The 18,319-nt window shown below is 73.0% G+C and carries 15 protein-coding genes; 9 read left to right on the top strand and 6 right to left on the bottom strand.

The features are described from left to right. Positions 1–50: 50 nt before the first annotated feature. Positions 51–1,124 carry an alanine racemase gene (locus DDE18_RS00430; protein WP_116570275.1) on the top strand — a complete coding sequence of 358 codons (1,074 nt, stop codon included), beginning with the start codon at positions 51–53 and terminating at the stop codon, positions 1,122–1,124. Here DDE18_RS00430 and DDE18_RS00425 read toward each other — a convergent pair. Beyond that, positions 1,085–2,569 (bottom strand): glycosyltransferase 87 family protein, encoded by a 1,485-nt coding sequence (locus tag DDE18_RS00425; RefSeq protein ID WP_116570274.1) that lies wholly within the window; start codon positions 2,567–2,569, stop codon positions 1,085–1,087. The genes DDE18_RS00430 and DDE18_RS00425 overlap by 40 nt on opposite strands. Further along, positions 2,497–4,782: a transglycosylase domain-containing protein gene (locus tag DDE18_RS00420; RefSeq protein WP_116570273.1), complete on the bottom strand. Its 2,286-nt coding sequence runs from the start codon at positions 4,780–4,782 to the stop codon at positions 2,497–2,499. Before DDE18_RS00420 ends, DDE18_RS00425 begins: the two co-directional genes overlap by 73 nt. 96 nt (positions 4,783–4,878) lie before the next feature. On the opposite strand from DDE18_RS00420, the gene DDE18_RS00415 reads away from it, so the two are divergent. Both DDE18_RS00415 and DDE18_RS00410 read left to right on the top strand, forming a co-directional pair. Further along, the gene (locus DDE18_RS00415) at positions 4,879–5,457 is read left to right on the top strand and encodes a PadR family transcriptional regulator (protein ID WP_116570272.1); all 579 of its coding nucleotides are present in this window, start codon (positions 4,879–4,881) and stop codon (positions 5,455–5,457) included. A gap of 12 nt (positions 5,458–5,469) precedes the next feature. Next, on the top strand, positions 5,470–6,552 hold the full coding sequence (locus DDE18_RS00410) for an inositol-3-phosphate synthase (protein WP_116570271.1): 1,083 nt from the start codon (positions 5,470–5,472) through the stop codon (positions 6,550–6,552). Positions 6,553–6,649: 97 nt separating this feature from the next. Here DDE18_RS00410 and DDE18_RS00405 read toward each other — a convergent pair whose 3' ends face one another. Both DDE18_RS00405 and DDE18_RS00400 read right to left on the bottom strand, forming a co-directional pair. Further along, on the bottom strand, positions 6,650–7,120 hold the full coding sequence (locus tag DDE18_RS00405) for an SRPBCC family protein (RefSeq protein ID WP_116570270.1): 471 nt from the start codon (positions 7,118–7,120) through the stop codon (positions 6,650–6,652). Positions 7,121–7,195: 75 nt separating this feature from the next. After that, the gene (locus tag DDE18_RS00400) at positions 7,196–8,638 is read right to left on the bottom strand and encodes a CCA tRNA nucleotidyltransferase (RefSeq protein ID WP_116570945.1); all 1,443 of its coding nucleotides are present in this window, start codon (positions 8,636–8,638) and stop codon (positions 7,196–7,198) included. Positions 8,639–8,770: 132 nt separating this feature from the next. Here DDE18_RS00400 and DDE18_RS00395 point away from each other — a divergent pair, with 132 nt between their 5' ends. The 6 genes from DDE18_RS00395 (at position 8,771) to trxB (ending at position 17,209) form a co-directional block, all read left to right on the top strand. Beyond that, a complete protein-coding gene (locus tag DDE18_RS00395; RefSeq protein ID WP_133241110.1) occupies positions 8,771–10,954 on the top strand; it encodes a hypothetical protein in 2,184 nt (727 codons plus the stop codon). After that, complete coding sequence (murJ, locus tag DDE18_RS00390) at positions 10,951–12,588, top strand: murein biosynthesis integral membrane protein MurJ (protein WP_245916366.1); 1,638 nt, start codon at positions 10,951–10,953, stop codon at positions 12,586–12,588. Before DDE18_RS00395 ends, murJ begins: the two co-directional genes overlap by 4 nt. 51 nt (positions 12,589–12,639) lie before the next feature. Then, positions 12,640–14,664 carry a lipopolysaccharide kinase InaA family protein gene (locus tag DDE18_RS00385; protein WP_116570268.1) on the top strand — a complete coding sequence of 675 codons (2,025 nt, stop codon included), beginning with the start codon at positions 12,640–12,642 and terminating at the stop codon, positions 14,662–14,664. Further along, positions 14,661–15,323 (top strand): RNA polymerase sigma factor SigM, encoded by a 663-nt coding sequence (gene sigM / locus DDE18_RS00380; RefSeq protein ID WP_116570267.1) that lies wholly within the window; start codon positions 14,661–14,663, stop codon positions 15,321–15,323. Before DDE18_RS00385 ends, sigM begins: the two co-directional genes overlap by 4 nt. A 52-nt stretch (positions 15,324–15,375) precedes the next feature. Further along, a complete protein-coding gene (locus DDE18_RS00375; protein WP_116570266.1) occupies positions 15,376–16,080 on the top strand; it encodes a hypothetical protein in 705 nt (234 codons plus the stop codon). A 106-nt stretch (positions 16,081–16,186) separates the two neighbouring features. After that, positions 16,187–17,209 carry a thioredoxin-disulfide reductase gene (gene trxB, locus DDE18_RS00370; protein ID WP_116570265.1) on the top strand — a complete coding sequence of 341 codons (1,023 nt, stop codon included), beginning with the start codon at positions 16,187–16,189 and terminating at the stop codon, positions 17,207–17,209. On the opposite strand, the gene DDE18_RS00365 is transcribed toward trxB, so the two are convergent. After that, positions 17,181–17,807, bottom strand: a complete 627-nt coding sequence (locus DDE18_RS00365) for a hypothetical protein (RefSeq protein ID WP_116570264.1) — start codon at positions 17,805–17,807, stop codon at positions 17,181–17,183. The genes trxB and DDE18_RS00365 overlap by 29 nt on opposite strands. Further along, positions 17,804–18,277 (bottom strand): MarR family winged helix-turn-helix transcriptional regulator, encoded by a 474-nt coding sequence (locus DDE18_RS00360; protein WP_133241109.1) that lies wholly within the window; start codon positions 18,275–18,277, stop codon positions 17,804–17,806. The genes DDE18_RS00365 and DDE18_RS00360 overlap by 4 nt, the downstream gene beginning before the upstream one ends. Positions 18,278–18,319: the final 42 nt, after the last annotated feature.

Here is an 18,319-nt window from a genome sequence, read left to right as displayed (position 1 = left end):
CCCGCCGACCGCAAGGTCGCGGACGAACTGCGGGACCATCGGGGTGGACAGTGAGCCTCGTCCTCACGGTCGATGGCGACTGCTGGCGCCGCCACCTGCTCGAGACCGCCCGCGCCCAGCCCGGCCTGGTGCCCGTCGCGAAGGGCAACGGCTACGGCTTCGGCCTCGGTCGCCTGGCACGGCGCTGCCAGTGGCTGGCCGACCACGCCGAGGAGACGGGCGCCGCGCTCGACCTGATGGCCGTCGGCACCTACTCCGAGCTGCCCGAGGTGGCAACGCGCTACGCCGGCGACCTCCTGGTGCTCACTCCGTGGCGCCCGTTCGGCCCCGCCCTGGAGCAGCACGACGCACGCGTCGTGCACACCGTCAGCCGGCTCGACGACGTCGCCGCCCTGGCCGGCCACCAGCCAGGGGCCCGCTTCGTGCTCGAGCAGCTGACCTCGATGCTCCGCCACGGCATGCAGCGCCGCGAGCTCGCCGCTGCGGCGACCCTCCTGGGCGAGCAGGGGATCCGCGGCCTCGTCGGGGTCGCCGTACACCTCCCGCTCAACACCGCCTCCCACCTCGGCGAGGTCAACCGCCTGGTCAACGAGGTCGTCGCCTCCGGGCTGCCGACACGCACCGTCTTCGTCAGCCACCTCACCGCGGACGAGCTGGAGCGGCTGCGCGCCGGCTGGCCGGACTTCACCTTCCGGCCGCGCATCGGCACCGACCTGTGGCTGGGCGAGCGCGGCGCACTGAAGGTGACCGCGACCGTCCTCGACGTGCACCAGGTCGAGCGCGGCGACCTCTACGGCTACCGCGGCCGCCACGCCCCCCGCGCGGGGCACCTGCTGGTCGTCAGCGGCGGCACCGCCCACGGCATCGGCCTCGAGGCGCCGACCGGCGACCAGTCGCTGCGCTCGCGCGCCGCCACCCTGGCGCGCGGCGGCCTGGACGCGGTCGGCCTGGTGCGCTCGCCGTTCAGCATCGACGGCACGCAGCGGCTCTTCGCCGAGCCGCCGCACATGCAGGCGTCGATGCTGTTCCTGCCGGCGGGGGCGCGGGTGCCCGCCGTCGGCGACGAGGTCGACGTCCGGGTGCGCTACACCGCGACGGCGTTCGACTCCGTCGTGGTCTCCTGAGCCGGCCACCACAGGTCGCGCACCACGACACCGACGAGCCACAGCAGCCCGATCAGCCGGACGATGATCGCGAGCCAGTAGGCCTTGGCGTCGCCACCGGCCCCCGGAGCGAGCTCGGCGCCCAGGTAGAACCCGGTCATCACCAGGTGGAAGACCTCGCAGCCCTGCCACACCAGCAGGTCGCGCCAGCGGGGCACCGCCGCGGCGGCAAGCGGCAGCAGGACGAGGGGGTACGACGGGGAGCCGGCGTCGCCGAGCAGCAGGGCCGCGGCGACGGCGAGCAGCCCGAGCTGGGCCAGCCGGGGCGGTGACGGCGCGCGGAGGGCGAGGACGACGAGCGCGACGGAGTAGCCGAGCATCAGCGCCAGGGTCAGGCCGGCCGGGTGCAGTTCGATGTCGCGCACCTGCTCCACCAGCAGCCAGACCGAGCCGATCTCGGGCCGGGAGTCCCACGCCTGGGACCAGTGGGTGCGCCAGGTCGAGGGGCCCGTGGCCCACGCGGGCAGCTGCACGACGACGAAGGCAACCACTCCGGCCGCGACCGCGAGGGCGAGGTCGCGCCACTGGCGCGCCCGGGCCGCGACGCCGACGACCGCGACGAGCACCATGGCCGCCGGGAGCGACACCGACGCGGCGAGCGCGACGCACAGCCCGGCGAGCGCGGGCCTGCCGCGCGACCACGCCCACAGGGCGCCGGCCACGCCGGCGGCCGCCGCGAGCTGCCACGAGGTCAGCCACGCCAGCGCCAGCAGCGGTGCGGCAGCGAAGGCCGCGCCGTCCCACGGGCGGCGCCGGTCGAGCAGGGTGACCGCCGCGGCGGCCAGCAGCCCGAGCGCCGCGAGCAGCAGGCCGTTGATGACCGTGAAGAGCCGCGCCTCCCGCTTGACCTCGGGCCGCTCGCTCACCTCCGCCACGGTCAGCGCCGAGCGCGCCGCAAGGTCCGGAGAGCCCGAGAGGGAGTGCGTGACCCGCGCCGCCAGCCACGCGGCGTACGACGTGAGTGCGGGCTGCGTGCCGACGGGGTAGCGGAGGCGGATCTGCTCGTCCTCCGTCCACGGCCAGATGCCCTCGGCGTAGCCCGCGCCGGTGTAGGTCGAGGCGACGTCGCTCCAGCACAGCTCGGTGAACCGCTGGTCCCCGACGAGCCACTGGCCGCCGGTGCACGGCGCCTTCCCCAGCATGCCGACGGCCATCACGACCGCGGCCACGACCAGCACGACCCTCAGCGGCGACCACCACGGGTGGCGGCTCGCGTGCTCGCCGACGGGCCCGCCGACCACCTCGCTGAGTCCGCGGACGAGCGAGTCGTCCCGGGTCGGGGAGACCGGTCCCGGGTCGCTGGCCCGGGACCCCCGGCGCGGCGGCTGGACCGTCACCGTCGTGCCGGCACTCGCGAGGCTGTCGGCGACGGCGACGGCGGCGGTGTGCAGCCGGTGGGCGGGCACTGCGGCTCCGTCGGAGTCGGAGTCGGAGTGGGCGTCGGCACCAGCGTGTCCGTCGGCGTCGGCGTGACGGTCTCCGTCGGCGTGGGCGTCGGGGTCTTGGTCGGCTTCTGCTTGACCGTCGCGCTGGGCTTGGGCTTCCTCGTCGGCTGCGGCTGCGACGTCGAGGGCGGCGGGGGCGGCGGCACGTACTCGTGACCCTCCTCGGGGGCCTCGCCGTCGACGTACGCCGGCGGCGGGAACTCCTCGATGTCGTAGCCCTCCATCACCCGCTGCATGATCGCCGTCCAGGTGTCGGCGGGGTAGTCCGCGCCGAAGTAGGACGGCAGCCAGCCGTCGAGACCGTTGTCGCCGTCCCCGCGGACGTACATCACCGCGGTGGCGAGCTGGGGGGTGATGCCGGCGAACCAGGCCGAGGACACCTCGTCCTTGTCGTTGGTCGCGGTGCCGGTCTTGCCCCCTGCGGGCCGGCCGAGGGCGAGCGCCGCCTGGCCCGTGCCGCTCTCCACCACCTGCTGCAGGGCGTACGTCGTGTCCGCGGCGATGTCCTCGTCGAGGACCCGCTCGGTGGACTGCTTCCAGGAGTAGAGCACCTCGCCGGCGGCGTCCTCGACCCGCTCGACGACGTGGACGTTCGCGCGCTCGCCCCCGGCGGCCAAGGAGGCGTAGGCGTTGGCCATGTTGATGGGGCTGACCCGGGCGCGGCCCAGGGTGACCAGGGCGTCGTCGGCCGAGAAGTCGACGGACCGTGGCGGGATGCCGGGATTCTTCTTCGAGGGCCCGGATCCCGGGATGCCCAGGGCGCGGGCCATCTCGTAGATCTTCTCCGGACCGTCGTCCATCGAGTCGGACATGTCGACGAAGGCGGTGTTGATCGACTCCTCGAGGGCGTCGAGCATCGAGACCGACGAGCCGTAGTCGTTGCCCAGGCCGTCGGTGCCGGTGCCCTCGTTGCGGACCGCGAGCCCGTCGGGGAACTCGAAGGGCGAGTTGCCCTCGAAGGTGTCGGTGAGCTCGAAGCCCTCCTTGATGGCGGCGGCGACGGTGAAGCCCTTCATCGTCGACCCCGCCATGCCTCCGGTGGCGGCCCAGTTGATCTGGGAGTCGAGGTAGTCCTGGCCGCCGTAGAAGCCGCGCAGGGCGCCGGTGCCCACCTCGACGGTGGCCGCGCCGACGTGCAGCTCCTTGTCGCCGAATCCCTCGGGCCTGGCCTCGAGCACGCCCTGCTCCGCGGCGGCCATCGCCCTGGGGGTCAGCGTCGTGGTGATCCGCAGGCCTCCGCTGTTGATCTGCTCCTCGGTGAACTTGCCGGTCGCGAGCAGCTCGTTCTTGACCAGCTGGAGGGCGTGGCCGCGCTGACCGCCGAACTGGCTCTCCTGCTCGACCTCGGGGAACGCGGGAAGGTGCTTGTGCGCGCGGGTGGCCTGCTGGGCGGTGATGGTGCCCATGTCGGCCATGCCGTCGATGACGTAGTGGTAACGCTCGCGCAGCGCCTGCCGGGCCTCCCGGCCGTTCTCCGGGTCCATCCCCGAGGGGTTGTTGAGCACGCTGGCCAGCACGACGCTCTCGCGGAGGTTGAGGTCCTTGGCCTCCTTGGCGAAGAACGCCTTCGCGGCGGCCTGGATGCCGTAGGCGCCGCGGCCGAAGTAGATGGTGTTGAGGTAGCCCTCGAGGATCTCGGGCTTGCTCATCTCCTGGACGATCTTGAGCGCGACGACCGCTTCCTTGATCTTGCGCTTGTAGGTCGTCTCGCTGCTCAGGTAGAGGATCTTCACGTACTGCTGGGTGATCGTCGACGCGCCCTGTCGCGGCCCGCCGCCGGCGTTGTTGAACGCGGCGCGGAGGATGCCGACGGGGTCGATGCCGCGGTCGGTCCAGAAGGAGCGGTTCTCCGAGGCCACCACCGCGTCCTTGACGGTCTGCGGCATCTCGGAGAGCGGGATCGACTCCCTGTTCTGCTCGTCGTAGTAGGTGCCGAGCTGGTCCTTGCCGCCGGAGTAGTAGACGAACGTCGTCTGCGCCTTGAAGGCCTCGTTGGCCTGCGGGATCGGGATCGCCTTGTAGAGGACGAAGAAGCCGAGCGCACCCACGACGAAGAGGACGAGGCTGACCACGAGCAGTCGCCTGGTCCAGGAGACCAGGCGCTCGCGGCCCGTGGGCGGCCGGGTGGATCGCCGGGTCACGGCCGGGCCCGAGGCCCTTCGCTTCGCACTCACGGCCGTTAGGGTACGGCGCCGCCCGCCGACGAGCCGAAGTCACGACTCGTTCGCCACGAGTTCACGTGTGGTGGATATATCGTTACGATAGGTCGTATGGCACGTCGTCGTGGTGAGAACATCGAGCTGGCAGTCCTCGGACTGCTGCACGAGGGACCCATGCACGGCTACGAGCTGCGCAAGCGTCTCAACCTGATGCTGGGGTGGGGGCGGGTGCTGTCCTACGGCTCCCTCTATCCCGCGCTGAAGAAGATGCTCCGGGGCGGTCTCATCGAGGAGACAGCCGAGACCACTCCGGTGACCCGGCGGCCGCGGATCGTCTACCAGGTGACCGAGGCCGGGCACGCCGAGTTCGAGCGGCTGATGTCCGAGGTCGGCCCGACGGCGTGGGAGGACGACAACTTCGACATCCGGTTCGCCTTCTTCGGGCGCACCGACATGGAGATCCGCCTCCGCGTGCTCGAGGGGCGGCGCACCCGCCTCCAGGAGCGCCTCACGCGCGTCCAGCAGGAGCTCGAGCGCACGCAGGCAGAAGTCAACCGCTACGCCGCAGAGCTCCAGCGGCACGGGGTGGAGTCGGTCGAGCGCGAGGTGCGCTGGCTCTCCGACCTCATCCAGGCCGAGCGTGGCTCGGCCGATACCGGCATCCAGACCGACCAGCACCCGAGTAGCTAGAAGGAGACCCCGATGGGTTCCGTACGAGTCGCAATCGTGGGGGTGGGCAACTGCGCCACCTCCCTCATCCAGGGCGTGACCTACTACAAGGACGCCGACCCGGCGGGCACCGTCCCTGGTCTCATGCACGTCGTGTTCGGCGACTACCACGTCCGCGACGTGGAGTTCGTCGCCGCGTTCGACGTCGACGACAAGAAGGTCGGCAAGGACCTCTCCGAGGCCATCAACGCCTCGGAGAACAACACGATCAAGATCTGCGACGTCCCGACGCTCGGCGTGGAGGTGCAGCGCGGCCCGACGCTCGACGGCCTCGGCAAGTACTACCGGGCGACCATCGAGGAGTCCGGTGCCGAGCCGGTCGACGTCGTCCAGGTGCTCAAGGACAAGCAGGTCGACGTGCTCGTCTCCTACTTGCCGGTGGGCTCGGAGGAGGCCGACAAGTTCTACGCCCAGTGCGCCATCGACGCGAAGGTCGCCTTCGTCAACGCGCTGCCCGTCTTCATCGCCTCCGACCCGGTCTGGGCGAAGAAGTTCGAGGACGCCGGCGTCCCGATCGTCGGTGACGACATCAAGAGCCAGGTGGGGGCCACCATCACCCACCGCGTGATGGCGAAGCTGTTCGAGGACCGCGGCGTCGCGCTGGACCGCACCTACCAGCTCAACGTCGGCGGCAACATGGACTTCAAGAACATGCTCGAGCGGGAGCGCCTGGAGTCCAAGAAGGTCTCCAAGACCCAGGCCGTCACGTCCAACCTGTCGGGCGAGCTGGCCGACAAGATCGACAGCCGCAACGTGCACATCGGTCCGTCCGACTACGTGGCGTGGCTCGACGACCGCAAGTGGGCCTACGTCCGCCTCGAGGGCCGCGCCTTCGGTGACGTCCCGCTCAGCCTGGAGTACAAGCTCGAGGTGTGGGACTCCCCCAACTCCGCGGGCATCATCATCGACGCCGTCCGCGCGGCGAAGATCGCCAAGGACCGCGGTCTCGGCGGCCCGATCCTCCCCGCCTCGGCGTACCTGATGAAGTCCCCGCCGGTGCAGATGGAGGACTCGCACGGCCGCGAGGAGCTGGAGAAGTTCATCCGCGGCGAGTGACCTCGCGCTGACCGACGACCCGGCAGGAGCCGCAGGCTCCTGCCGGGTCGCTGCATTGCGCGCCGGCCGGAGCGTGCGGCTTCACCAGGAGATGCACCTACGGGCGCTCGGCGTCGGCCTTGATCTTCGCCAGCGTCTCCTCCAGGCCCGCCTGCAGCTCGGCCGTGAAGGTGTCGACGCCGCCGAGCACGGTCTTCGTCAGCCCGACGGACAGGTCGGAGATGCCCTGGGGCGCCTCGCGCCGGGAGACCAGGCGGGTGCCGCCGGTGCCGGTCGGCTCGAGGGTGTAGGACCAGATCGTCCAGTTCTCCTTGATCCGGAAGGCGATCCGTCGGGGCGCCTCGTACTCCACGACCATCCCCTGGGTCGGCCAGACGAGCAGCCCGCGGCGGTTGATGTTGACGAACTTCGCGCCGTTCCTCGTCTCGCCGCCGAGGACGATCGTGCGGCGGTTCTGCGGGCTCCAGCGGCGCATGTTGGTCAGGTCGGAGACCAGCGACCAGACCCGGGCGGGCGGGGCGTCGATCGCGATGGTGGCCTCGAGCGGGGCGACGTCGGTGAGCGGCATGAGACTCCTCGGAGGACGGATGTGCGGCGCACGCTACCTGCGGGTACCCGCCTCGTCAGCGCGAGGTGGCGCTCGTCACTTCGCGGTCGCGGGGCCGCCGCCGGTCCGCTCGGCCCACCACTCGAGCAGCGCAGCCTTCGCCTCCTCCGGCGTCGCCGGGCCGTGCTCGAGGCGCAGGTCGAGGAGGTGCTTGTAGGCCTCGCCCACCTCGCGCCCGGGGCCGATCCCCAGGATCTGCATGATCTGGTTGCCGTCGAGGTCGGGGCGCAGCGCCGCGAGCTCCTCCTCCTCCGAGAGCCGGGCGATGCGGGTCTCGAGGTCGTCATAGGTACGCCGGAGGCGCTCGGCCTTGCGGCGGTTGCGCGTGGTGCAGTCGGCCCGGGTCAGGATGTGCAGCCGCTCGAGCTGGTCGCCCGCGTCGCGGACGTAGCGGCGTACGGCCGAGTCGGTCCACTCGCCCGTGCCGTAGCCGTGGAATCGCAGGTGCAGCTCGACGAGCTTGCTGACCGCGTCGATCTCGGCGTTGGAGAAGCGCAGCGCCTGCATCCGCTTGTGGGTGAGCTTGGCGCCGACCACGTCGTGGTGGTGGAAGGTGACGATGCCGCCGGCCTCGAAGCGGCGGGTGCGCGGCTTGCCGACGTCGTGCATGAGCGCCGCGAAGCGGGAGATGAAGTCCGGACCGCCGCCGAGCCGGTCCTCCAGCGCGATCGACTGCTCCAGGACGGTGAGCGTGTGCTCGTAGACGTCCTTGTGGCGGTGGTGCTCGTCGCGCTCCAGCGCCAGCGCCGGCAGCTCCGGCAGCACGTGGTCGGCGAGCCCGGTCTGGACCAGCAGGGTGAGCCCGAGCCGCGGGTGGGGTGCGCACACCAGCTTGACCAGCTCGTCGCGCACCCGCTCGGCGGAGATGATCTCGATCCGGCCGGCCATCGCGGTCATCGCCTCGACGACCTCGGGGGCGACCCCGAAGCCGAGCTGGGCGGCGAAGCGCGCGGCCCGCATCATCCGCAGTGGGTCGTCGGAGAAGGAGTCCTCGGGACGGCCCGGGGTGCGGAGCACCCGGTGCGCGAGGTCGAGCAGGCCGCCGAAGGGGTCCTCGAAGCCGCGGTCGGGCAGCGTCACCGCCATCGCGTTGACCGTGAAGTCACGCCGGCCGAGGTCGCCGGCCAGCGTGTCGCCGTACTCCACGTCGGGCTTGCGCGACGTCGGGTCGTAGGTGTCCGCACGGAAGGTGGTGATCTCGACCTGCCAGGGGCCCTTGCGGCAGCCGATCGTGCCGAAGGCGCGGCCCATGTCCCACACGGCGTCGGCCCAGCCGGCGATCAGCCGCTCGGTGGTCTCCGGCCGCGCCGACGTGGTGAAGTCGAGGTCGTTCTGCAGGCGGCCGAGCATCGCGTCGCGCACGGGGCCTCCGACCAGGGCCAGCTGCTCCCCCGCCGACGCGAACCGCTCGCCGAGCTCGTCGATGACCGGGCCGATCCGGTCCAGCTCCGCGCCCACACGGCGCTGCACCTCGGCGATCTGCAGCGGCGGCAGCCCGGGAGGCTGCGCCGCGGGGCGATCGAGGGAGGTGCGGGGGGCGTCGGACACGACAGGCCACTCTAGTGCGTGCCCCCCGGGGGCCGTGTGTGTGGAAACAACTACAGTCGGTGCGTGCCCCGCCCGTCCTCGTCCTCGCCTGCCCGGAGGGTCGTGGTGGCGGTCCTCGCGGGGCTCGTCGTGGTGCTGTCCCTCGGCCTGGCCCGGGCCCCGGCACACGCGGCGCCGCGGGCCGAGGACGACCCCCTCGTCGTACGCATCGACGCCCTCCTGCCGAGCACCCTGCAGCCCGGCGAGCCCGTCGTCGTGGGCGGCACGGTGACCAACGCCAGCGACGAGACCTGGACCGACGTCAACCTCCACGCCTTCCGCTCCACCACTCCGATCACCGACACCGGCTCGCTGGCTGCCTCGGCGGCCATCGACCCGCTGGAGTATGTCGGCGAGCGGGTCATCACGCCCAGCACCTGGACCACCGTCGACGTCCTCGAGCCCGGCCAGTCGGCGCCGTTCACCCTCTCCATCCCGTGGGAGGAGCTCACGATCGACGCGGCGGCGCCCGGCGTCTACTGGTTCGGCGTGCACGCGCTCGGGGCGGTCGACGGAGTGCGTCCCGAGTACGCCGTGGGGCGGGCGCGCACCTTCCTGCCGCTCGTCGCCGAGACGGACAGCCAGGTCGAGGCGGCGTTCGTGGTGCCCGTGCGGGGCACGGTCTGGCACGAGCCCGACGGCCAGATCGCCCGCGTCCCGCAGTGGACCCGGTCGCTGTCCGAGGGCGGGCGCCTGGAGTCGCTCCTCGACGTGGCCGACGCGGCGGGCGCCTCCCGGCTCTCCTGGCTGGTCGACCCGGCCGTCCTCGTCGCGGTCGACCGGCTCGCCAAGGGCAACCCGCCTCGCAGCCTCGCCCCCGACCCGGCCAAGCTCCCGGCCGAGGGCGCGGAGGGCGACGGTGAGGCCGAGCCCGACGGCGGCGAGACGGGAGCCGGCCAGGAGGGCGAGTCCCCCTCCCCCTTCGTCTCCGAGGAGCCGGACCACGAGACGACCGACGAGCAGGCGGCCGCCCAGGCCGCCGCGACCGCGTGGCTCGAGCGCTTCCGGACCGCCATGGCCGGCCAGGACGTGCTGGCCCTGCCCTACGGCGACATCGACGCGTCCGCGGCCCTGGCCCACGACCGGGAGCTGTTCGACCGGAGCGTCACCCGGTCGCGCGTGGTGATGGAGGCCACGGGCGTGTTCGCCACCCCCGCGCTCGCCCCGCGCGACGGGATCCTCAGTGCTGCCGCGGTCGAGGCCGCGGCTCCCGAGTCGACGGTGCTGCTGGGCGACACCGCGTTCGCCGTACCGCCGGCCAGCCCCACCTCGATGGTGCGGATGCTGGGCCACAAGGTGATCGTCACCAGCACGGCCGCCGCGGCCGGCGGTCCCGCACCCGCCCCGGACGGCGACCCGATCGCCGTCCGCCAGCGGCTGCTCAGCGAGGCGTCCCTGCGGCTCGCCGCCGGCGACACCGCTCCCGTGGTCGTGATGCTGCCCGCCGACTGGCACCCCCGCGACCCGGCCGACCTCTTCGGGCCGCTGGAGCTGCCGTGGCTGCGCGCCGTCGGCATCAACGAGGTCGTCGATCGGCCGGCCGTCTCGGCGACCGCCCGTGACCTGGTCTACACCGAGGAGGACCTGCAGGGCGAGCTCGACCGGCCGGCGTTCGCCGCGGCCCGCGAGATGATCGCGGCCGCCAGCCAGCTGGAGAAGGTGCTCACCGCGGTGACCACGGTCGAGGCGCAGGTCGCGGACGAGGCTCTCACGACGCTCTCCTCCGCCCACCGCGAACGCCCTGGCCGGGGCGTGGCCGCCGCCGAGGCCACCACGAGATACCTCCGCGGACAGCTCGCCTCCATCGAGGTCGAGGCGCCCAGCAAGGTCACCCTGTCCAGCCAGACCGGCCGGTTCGGCGCCACCCTCGTCAACGGCCTCGACCAGATCGTGACCGTGCGGGTGGCCGCCGAGTCGGAGGACGAGGTCAGTCTCGAGGACCTCGGCCCGATCACGCTCGCGCCGGCGTCCCGCACGCGCATCCGTCCCGACATCACGACCGACCGGCTCGGCATCCACGACGTGCGGCTCGTCGTCACCGACGTCGACGGCAGGCCGCTCGGCGGGAGCGACGTGCTCCCCGTCCGGGCCGCGCAGGCCAGCCGGATCATCTGGGTGGTGATGGGGCTCGGTGCCGCCATCCTCGTCGGCGCCATGGCCCTGCGCCTGCGCCGCCGCCTCGTCGCCGCCCGCGAGGCCACCGCGTGACCGACCAGCGGATCCTCGCCTCGAGCGCCGTGATGGCCGCGGGCACGGTGGTGTCACGGCTCAGCGGCTACGTGCGCAGCATGCTGCTGGTGGCGGCCCTTGGCGTGCTGCTGCACGGCGACCTCTTCTCGATCGCCAACACGCTGCCCAACATGGTCTACATCCTGGTCGCGGGCGGCGTGTTCAACGCGGTGCTGGTGCCCCAGCTGGTGCGGGCGATGAAGGAGGACCCCGACGGCGGCGACGCCTACGCCAGCCGGGTGATCACGCTCTCGGCGCTCTTCCTGGCCGCCGTCACGCTCGTCCTGGTTGTCGCGGCACCGGCGCTGCTGCGCCTCTACCTCCACCCGGGGTACTTCGAGCCCGCACGTGCCGCCCACCTGGAGTCCATGGTCGACCTGACCCGCTGGTGCCTGCCGCAGGTGTTCTTCTACGGCATGTTCGTGCTGGTCGGACAGGTGCTCAACGCCCGCGGCCGGTTCGGCCCGATGATGTGGGCGCCGATCGCCAACAACCTGATCGCGGTCGTGATGCTCACGGCCTACCTCGTGCTCTACGGCAAGGCCACCGGCGCCGGGAAGTACGCGGCGTACGCCCCCGACCAGGAGGTCCTGCTCGGACTCGGCTCGACGCTCGGCATCGTCGCCCAGCTGCTCATCCTGGTGCCCTACCTCAAGGCCGCGGGCTTCCACTACCGGCCGCGGTTCGACTTCCGCGACCCCGGCCTGGCCCGCACCCTGCGGCTGGGCCTGTGGACCGTGCTGTTCGTCGTCGTCAACCAGGTCGCCTACCTCGTCGTGGTGTGGCTGGCGTCCGGCGGCACCGTGCACGGGGGCGAGGGCACCGGCTACACGGTCTACTCCAGCGCCTTCCTGCTGGTGATGGTGCCGCACTCGATCGTCACCGTCTCGCTCGCCACCGCGATCCTGCCCCGGATCTCCGACCAGGCCCACGACGGCCGGCTGGCCGACCTGGGGCACACCCTGGCGAGCACCCTGCGCACCTGCCTGGTGCTGGTGCTGCCCTTCGCCGCCCTGCTGCCGGTGGTTGCCCCCGACGTCGCCAACGCGATGTTCGGCTGGGGCGCGGGCCGCGACGACGTGCACCTGATCGTGCCCTCGCTCGCGATCTTCGGCCCGGCCCTCGTCTTCTTCACCGTGCACTACCTGATGCTGCGCGGCTTCTACGCCCTCGAGCTGACCCGGCGGGTCTTCGTCATCCAGTGCGCCATCGCCGCGACCAACGTGGTCGTCGCCGTCACGCTCGTCTCCCGGGCCCCCGCCGAGCACACGTCGCCGGCCCTGGCCCTGGCCTACCTCGCGGCGTACGCCGTGGGCTCCCTGCTCAGCTATGGCGCGCTCCGACGCCTCGTCGGCGGCCTCGACACGCCGGTGCTGGTGCGCTTCCTGGTCCGCATGGTGGTCGCCGTCGGCCTCGCGACGCTGGCCGCGTGGGCCGTCACCCGGGGCCTGGCGGGGCTGGGCGACCAGCCGCACCCGGTCGTCTCCGCCGTGCGCGGCGGCCTCGCCGGCACCGCGGCCCTCGTCGTGCTGGTCGCGTTGGCCAGGGCGTTGCGGATCCGTGAGGTAACCGTGCTGCTGGACACCCTCGTGGGACGCCTGCGGCGATCATGACGCGTCCTAGGATGGGAGCGCATCCGCGCCGGGAGGAGAGTGAGAGCACCCGTGGCTGACTCCACGCGCGCCGGCGACGTCCTGGGTGCCCGCTACCAGCTCGAGGACCTGCTCTCGGAGGCTGGTGGCGGCCGCTTCTGGCGCGCCTACGACCGGGTGCTGTCGCGGCACGTGGCCGTGCACCTCATCCCCGCGGGCGACGAGCGGGTGCCGCTGATGCTCGACGCCGCGAAGCGGTCGGCGCGGGTCGTCGACCGCCGGATCCTCCGGGTGCTGGACGCCGAGTGCCTCGACGACCGCTGCTACGTCGTCAACGAGTGGGGCCAGGGCACCTCTCTCGACGTCATGCTGTCCGGCGAGGGACCGCTCGCGCCCCGCCGGGCCGCCTGGCTGGTCGCCGAGGTCGCCGAGACCATCGCCCGGGCGCACGCCGTGGGGATCGCGCACGGTCGGCTCAACCCGGAGAACGTGCTCGTCGACGTCAACGGAGAGGTGCGGCTGATCGGCCTCGAGGTCGACGCCGCGCTGCACGGCCTGCCCCCGGGCCGGCTCACCGCCGACGTCGTCGACCTGGCCGGCCTGCTGTACGCCGCGCTCACGGGCCGCTGGGCCGGCGTCTCCGGCTCCCGGGTGCCGCCGGCGCTGCAGGACCACGGGTGGGTGCTCCGGCCCCGGCGCGTCAGGGCCGGCATCCCGCGCGCGCTCGACCTGCTCTGCGACCAGGTGCTCAACCCCGCCAAGGACCAGCCGCAGCGCAGCGAGCACGACCTGACGACCGCGGCAGGGATCGCGACGGCACTGGGGGCCTTCCTCGGCGACCGCGCGCCCGAGCCCGAGCCCGCACGCGCGCACCGCCCGCTCCCGCCGGCGCCGGCTCGGTGGATCGTGACAGCGCCCGAGCGGGAGCCTGGGCAGGAGGCAGGGCCCGCCCCCGAGCCGGAGCCCCCGGCCGAGCCGACACCCGAACCCGTTGACGAGCCCACGGTCCAGGCGCCGGTCGACCCCACCCTCCGGGTCCAGCTCGAGGCGCCGACCCGGGCGAAGCCGGCGGCGCCGGAGCCTGGCGCCGGGGTAGTCCGTGACGATCGGACCCTCGAGACGCCCGGTTCAGGGTCCGTTCGTCACGGACTACCCCCGCGAGCGGGCACACCGGGCCAGCCGGTCACCGCGGCAGAGCTGCCGACCGAGGCCGGGATGCCGGTCTTCCACGACGACACCGACGAGGTCGACTGGCACCGGCTGCGCACGGAGAAGCCCGCTCCTCCGCCACCGCTGGCAGAGCCCGAGGCCAAGCCGCTCTTCGCCCCCGACCCGCCCGAGGGTGAGCCAGTCCGCCGGCCCAAGCCCGGCAGCCGCGCGGCCGCCGCGCCGGACTACTGGCCATGGGAGGCGAGCGGCAGCGGACCGCTGAGTGCGTCCTCGGCCGGGAGCGGCTCGTGGCCCTCCTGGGAGGAGACCACGGGCGACGTCGTGCCCGGGCGCAGCTGGATCCGGCTGGCGATGCTGGTCGCCCTGTGCATGCTCGTCCTGGTGGCCGCCGTGGCGGCGTACCAGCTCGGCACGCCCGACAGCCCCGACCCCGGCACCACCAACCAGGGCGGCGTGGCGCCCGCCGAGCCGAGGCCGCTGGCCGGGATCACTGCGGACGACTTCGATCCGCAGGGCGCGGAGCCGAAGGACGAGTATCCCGAGCTCGTGCCGCTCGTCCTCGACGGCAATGACCAGACGTCGTGGCAGACGGCGGGCTACGACGACAACCTCGGCCCCGCCGTGCCCGCGCTGAAGAAGGGCGTCGGCCTCATCCTCGACCTGCAGGGCACCAAGGGCGTCCGCGAGGTCGACGTCACCACGCTCGGCGGACCGACGTCGGTGTCGATCTATGTGACGACCCAGCGACCCACGACCGTGGACGGGCTCACGCCGGTCGGCGAGCAGACAGGCACGGGCAGGCTCACCTTCACGCTGGAGGAGGCGGTGTCGGGCCAGTTCGTCACCGTCTGGCTCACCTCGCTGCCCCAGGACCAGGAGGACGGGCGCTACCGAGGCCACGTCGCCGAGGTCGAGGTGCGCGGGTGAGCGAACGGTCCGACGACGAGCTGCTCAGCGCCCACGTGGCGGGAGACGCGGACGCGTTCGGCGAGCTGTTCGCCCGCCACCGCGACCGGCTCTGGGCCGTCGCGCTGCGCACGATGGGCAACCCCGAGGACGCCGCCGACGGGCTCCAGGACGGCATGGTCGCGGCGTTCCGGCGCGCCGGCTCCTTCCGCGGCGAGGCCGCCGTCACCACCTGGCTGCACCGGGTCGTCGTCAACGCCTGCCTCGACCGGCTGCGCGCCGCCAAGGTGCGTGCAGCCGACGCCCTGCCCGACGACCTCGACGACCGCGGGTCGCTCGTGGCGGCCGCGACGCCCGTGGACGACCCGGCGGAGGTCGCCGTCGCCGACGAGCGCCGGCACCTGGTGCTCACCGCCCTGGCCTCGCTGCCGGCGGAGCAGCGGGCGGCGCTCGTGCTGGTCGACATGGAGGGCTACTCCGTGGCCGAGGTCGCGCAGATCCTCGACTGCGCCGAGGGCACGGTGAAGTCGCGCTGCTCCCGCGGCCGCGTCCGGCTCGCGACCCTGCTCGGCGTGCTTCGCCCCGACCGGGCCGACCCGGCCGACCCGGGGAACCCTCCGGCCGCTGAGGACGTCCCAACCACGAGCCCGCCACGCGGTCCCCCACGCCCCGCGACCTGACCCCCGCGCTCCCCGCCCTGCGCGCCCACCGCTGCCCCGAAGGAGGTGCCCCATGACCGATCCCGAGCTGACCCCGGCCCAGGAGGAGTCCGTGCGCGCCCTCCTGCGCGGCGCCCGCCACACCGAGCCGACCCCGGAGCACGTCGTCGCCCGGCTCGACGCGCGGCTCGCCGAGCTGACTGCCCCCCGCGACGACAGCCCGGCCGCGACCGTCGTACCCCTGGCCGCGCGGCGTCGCCGCCGGGCCGCCTCCCTCCTCGTCGCGGCGGCCGCCCTCGTCGCCGGCGGCGTGGCGCTCCCCCAGCTGCTTCCGCCCGACGGGTTCGACGCGGCGACCGACACGGGTGGCACCGTGGCCGAGGGCCAGGCCGACGACTCGGGCGAGGGCAATTCCGAGGCCGGCGAGGACCCCCACGCGACCTCCGGGGAGGCTGCCCCCAGAGAGTCGCCGCTGAGCGGCGGGGCCCAGCTGCGGACCGACAAGGACAGCGGCCTCCCCCGCCTGTCCAGCGACGGCTCGCTGGAGCGCCAGGCCGCCGAGGCCCTCGGCTCCCTGCCTCCGGCCGACGCCACCACCGACAACGCCGCCGGGTGCGTGGTGCCGACCACGGTCCCCGGTCGCCGGGTGCCCGTGACGTACGACGGGGCGCGGGCCGTGATGCTCGTGCGCGACGTCTCCCCGGGCCGGCAGCGGGTAGCGGTCTACCTGTGCGGCGCGACCCTGCCCGTGGACTCCGTCACGCTCACGCGCCCCTGAGCGACGGCCGCCGTGGGCGCGTCGCGCGTCGGGAACATCGCTCGCCTACGATCGGTTGCGTCGTCGTACGCCTGATCTGTGCCGAGCCATACCGAGGAGCCCCGTCGTGACCCCTGAGACCCCCGCAGATGACCAGACCCGCAACGTCATCATCATCGGGTCGGGCCCGTCGGGCTACACGGCGGCGGTCTACGCCGCGCGCGCCTCGCTGAAGCCGCTGGTCTTCGAGGGCTCGGTCACCGCGGGCGGTGCGCTGATGAACACCACCGAGGTGGAGAACTTCCCGGGTTTCCGCGACGGCATCATGGGTCCGGCCCTGATGGACGAGATGCGCGCGCAGGCGGAGCGGTTCGGCGCCGAGCTGGTCACCGACGACGTGGTCGAGGTCGACCTGACCGGCGACATCAAGGTCGTGAGGACCGCCACCGACACCTACACGGCCCGGTCCGTGGTCCTCGCGATGGGCTCCGGCTACCGCAAGCTCGGCCTGCCCGGCGAGGAGGAGCTCTCCGGCCGCGGCGTCTCCTGGTGCGCGACGTGCGACGGCTTCTTCTTCCGCGACCAGGCGATCGCGGTCATCGGCGGCGGCGACTCCGCGGTGGAGGAGGCCACCTTCCTGACCCGCTTCGCCTCGAAGGTCTACCTGGTGCACCGCCGCGACGAGCTGCGCGCCTCCAAGATCATGCAGGAGCGCGCCTTCGCCGACCCCAAGCTCGAGATGGTGTGGAACTCCGAGGTCGCCGCGATCAACGGCGACGACCGCCTCGAGTCGATCACCCTGCGCGACACGGTCACCGGCGAGCAGCGCCAGCTCGACGTCACCGGCCTGTTCATCGCGATCGGCCACGACCCGCGCTCGGAGCTGCTGACCGGCCAGGTCGACCTCGACGACGACGGCTACGTGCTGGTCAACCACCCCTTCACGACCACCAACATCCCCGGTGTCTTCGCGGCCGGCGACCTGGTCGACCACCACTACCGCCAGGCCGTCACTGCCGCCGGCACCGGCTGCGCGGCCGCGCTCGACGCGGAGCGCTACATCGCGATGCTCGACCACCACGCCTCGACGGCCGGCTCGGCCGAGGAGACGGCGGCCGTCGTCATCGCCGAGGTGTCTGCGGGCGCCTGACCCGCAGCCGGGCGGCGACCTCCCGCGGCTCGTCCACCCACAGGCCCACCCGGCTCACCGTGACCGTGCCGTGGGGCAGCCGCAGCGCCGTCGGCTCGCGCATCGTGAGCTCGAGGTTGGTGCGGCTGCTCACGCCGACGAGCAGCAGGTCGTCCTCGACGTGGACCGCCTTGATGACGCCCGGTAGCTCGTGCTCGACCGTCCGCACCGACTCGACGGCCTCCAGGGGTACGACGACCTCGGTGCGGCCGCCGTTGCGCACCCGCAGCACGGTGTCGGTGAGCAGGTGAGGTCGCACGCGGTAGGACGCCAGCAAGCCGAGCATCCACAGCAGGCCCCAGATCCCGACCACCAGCAGCGGCATCCGCAGCCACGGCAGCCAGCGGTGCAGCACCACGTCGAGGACGACGACCTCCACGGCCGAGCCGAAGATCCACAGCCAGATCATCGGTCCCGCGAGCCGGGAGTAGCCGACCGGAGTGCTGCCGGCCGGGACGTCGGGGCGGCGCAGCAGCCAGCGCAGCAGAGCCTTGTAGAGCGCGAGCTCGAGCAGCACGGCGTCCTTCAGCAGCGGGGCGGCGCGTCGTACGACGGTCATGATGCGGTCCCTTCCTGCTCGCCTGTCTCCCCCATCAGCCCGGCGAAGCGCTCGAGCGTCTCGTCCAGGACGGCCACGAAGGCCACGAGCCGGTCTTCCGGCAGGTCGCCGAAGAGTCGGTCGGCCAGGTCCTGATGGCTGCGCTGCAGCTCGGTGACGAAGCGGCTGCCGGCCGCGGTGAGGGTGACCTGCGTGGCGCGGCGGTCGCCGGGGTGCGGCTCGCGGGTCACGTGGCCCGAGCCGACGAGGCCGTCGACCAGGCCGGTGACGTTGCGCGGGGTGACCCGCAGCGCCTCGGCCAGGTCACGCTGGGTGCTCGGACCGGCGGCTCCGAGCTGCCAGAGCAGGTGGACGCGCGCGGTGGTGAGGCCGTGCTCGCGCTCGAAGCGCTGTATGTCGGTGGTCATCAGGGCGCTCAGGGCCAGCAGGCCGTCCAGTGCCCTGGTGGGCGGCATCGTGCTTCCTGACATGTAGTGAAGGTACTTCACTATGTGGTGGCATCACCAGTCCCG

The organism is Nocardioides gansuensis (assembly GCF_003076135.1).
Taxonomy (GTDB): Bacteria; Actinomycetota; Actinomycetes; order Propionibacteriales; family Nocardioidaceae; genus Nocardioides; species Nocardioides gansuensis.
Note: the sequence above shows the minus strand (reverse complement) of the source record. Positions and strands in the feature narration are given on the sequence as shown.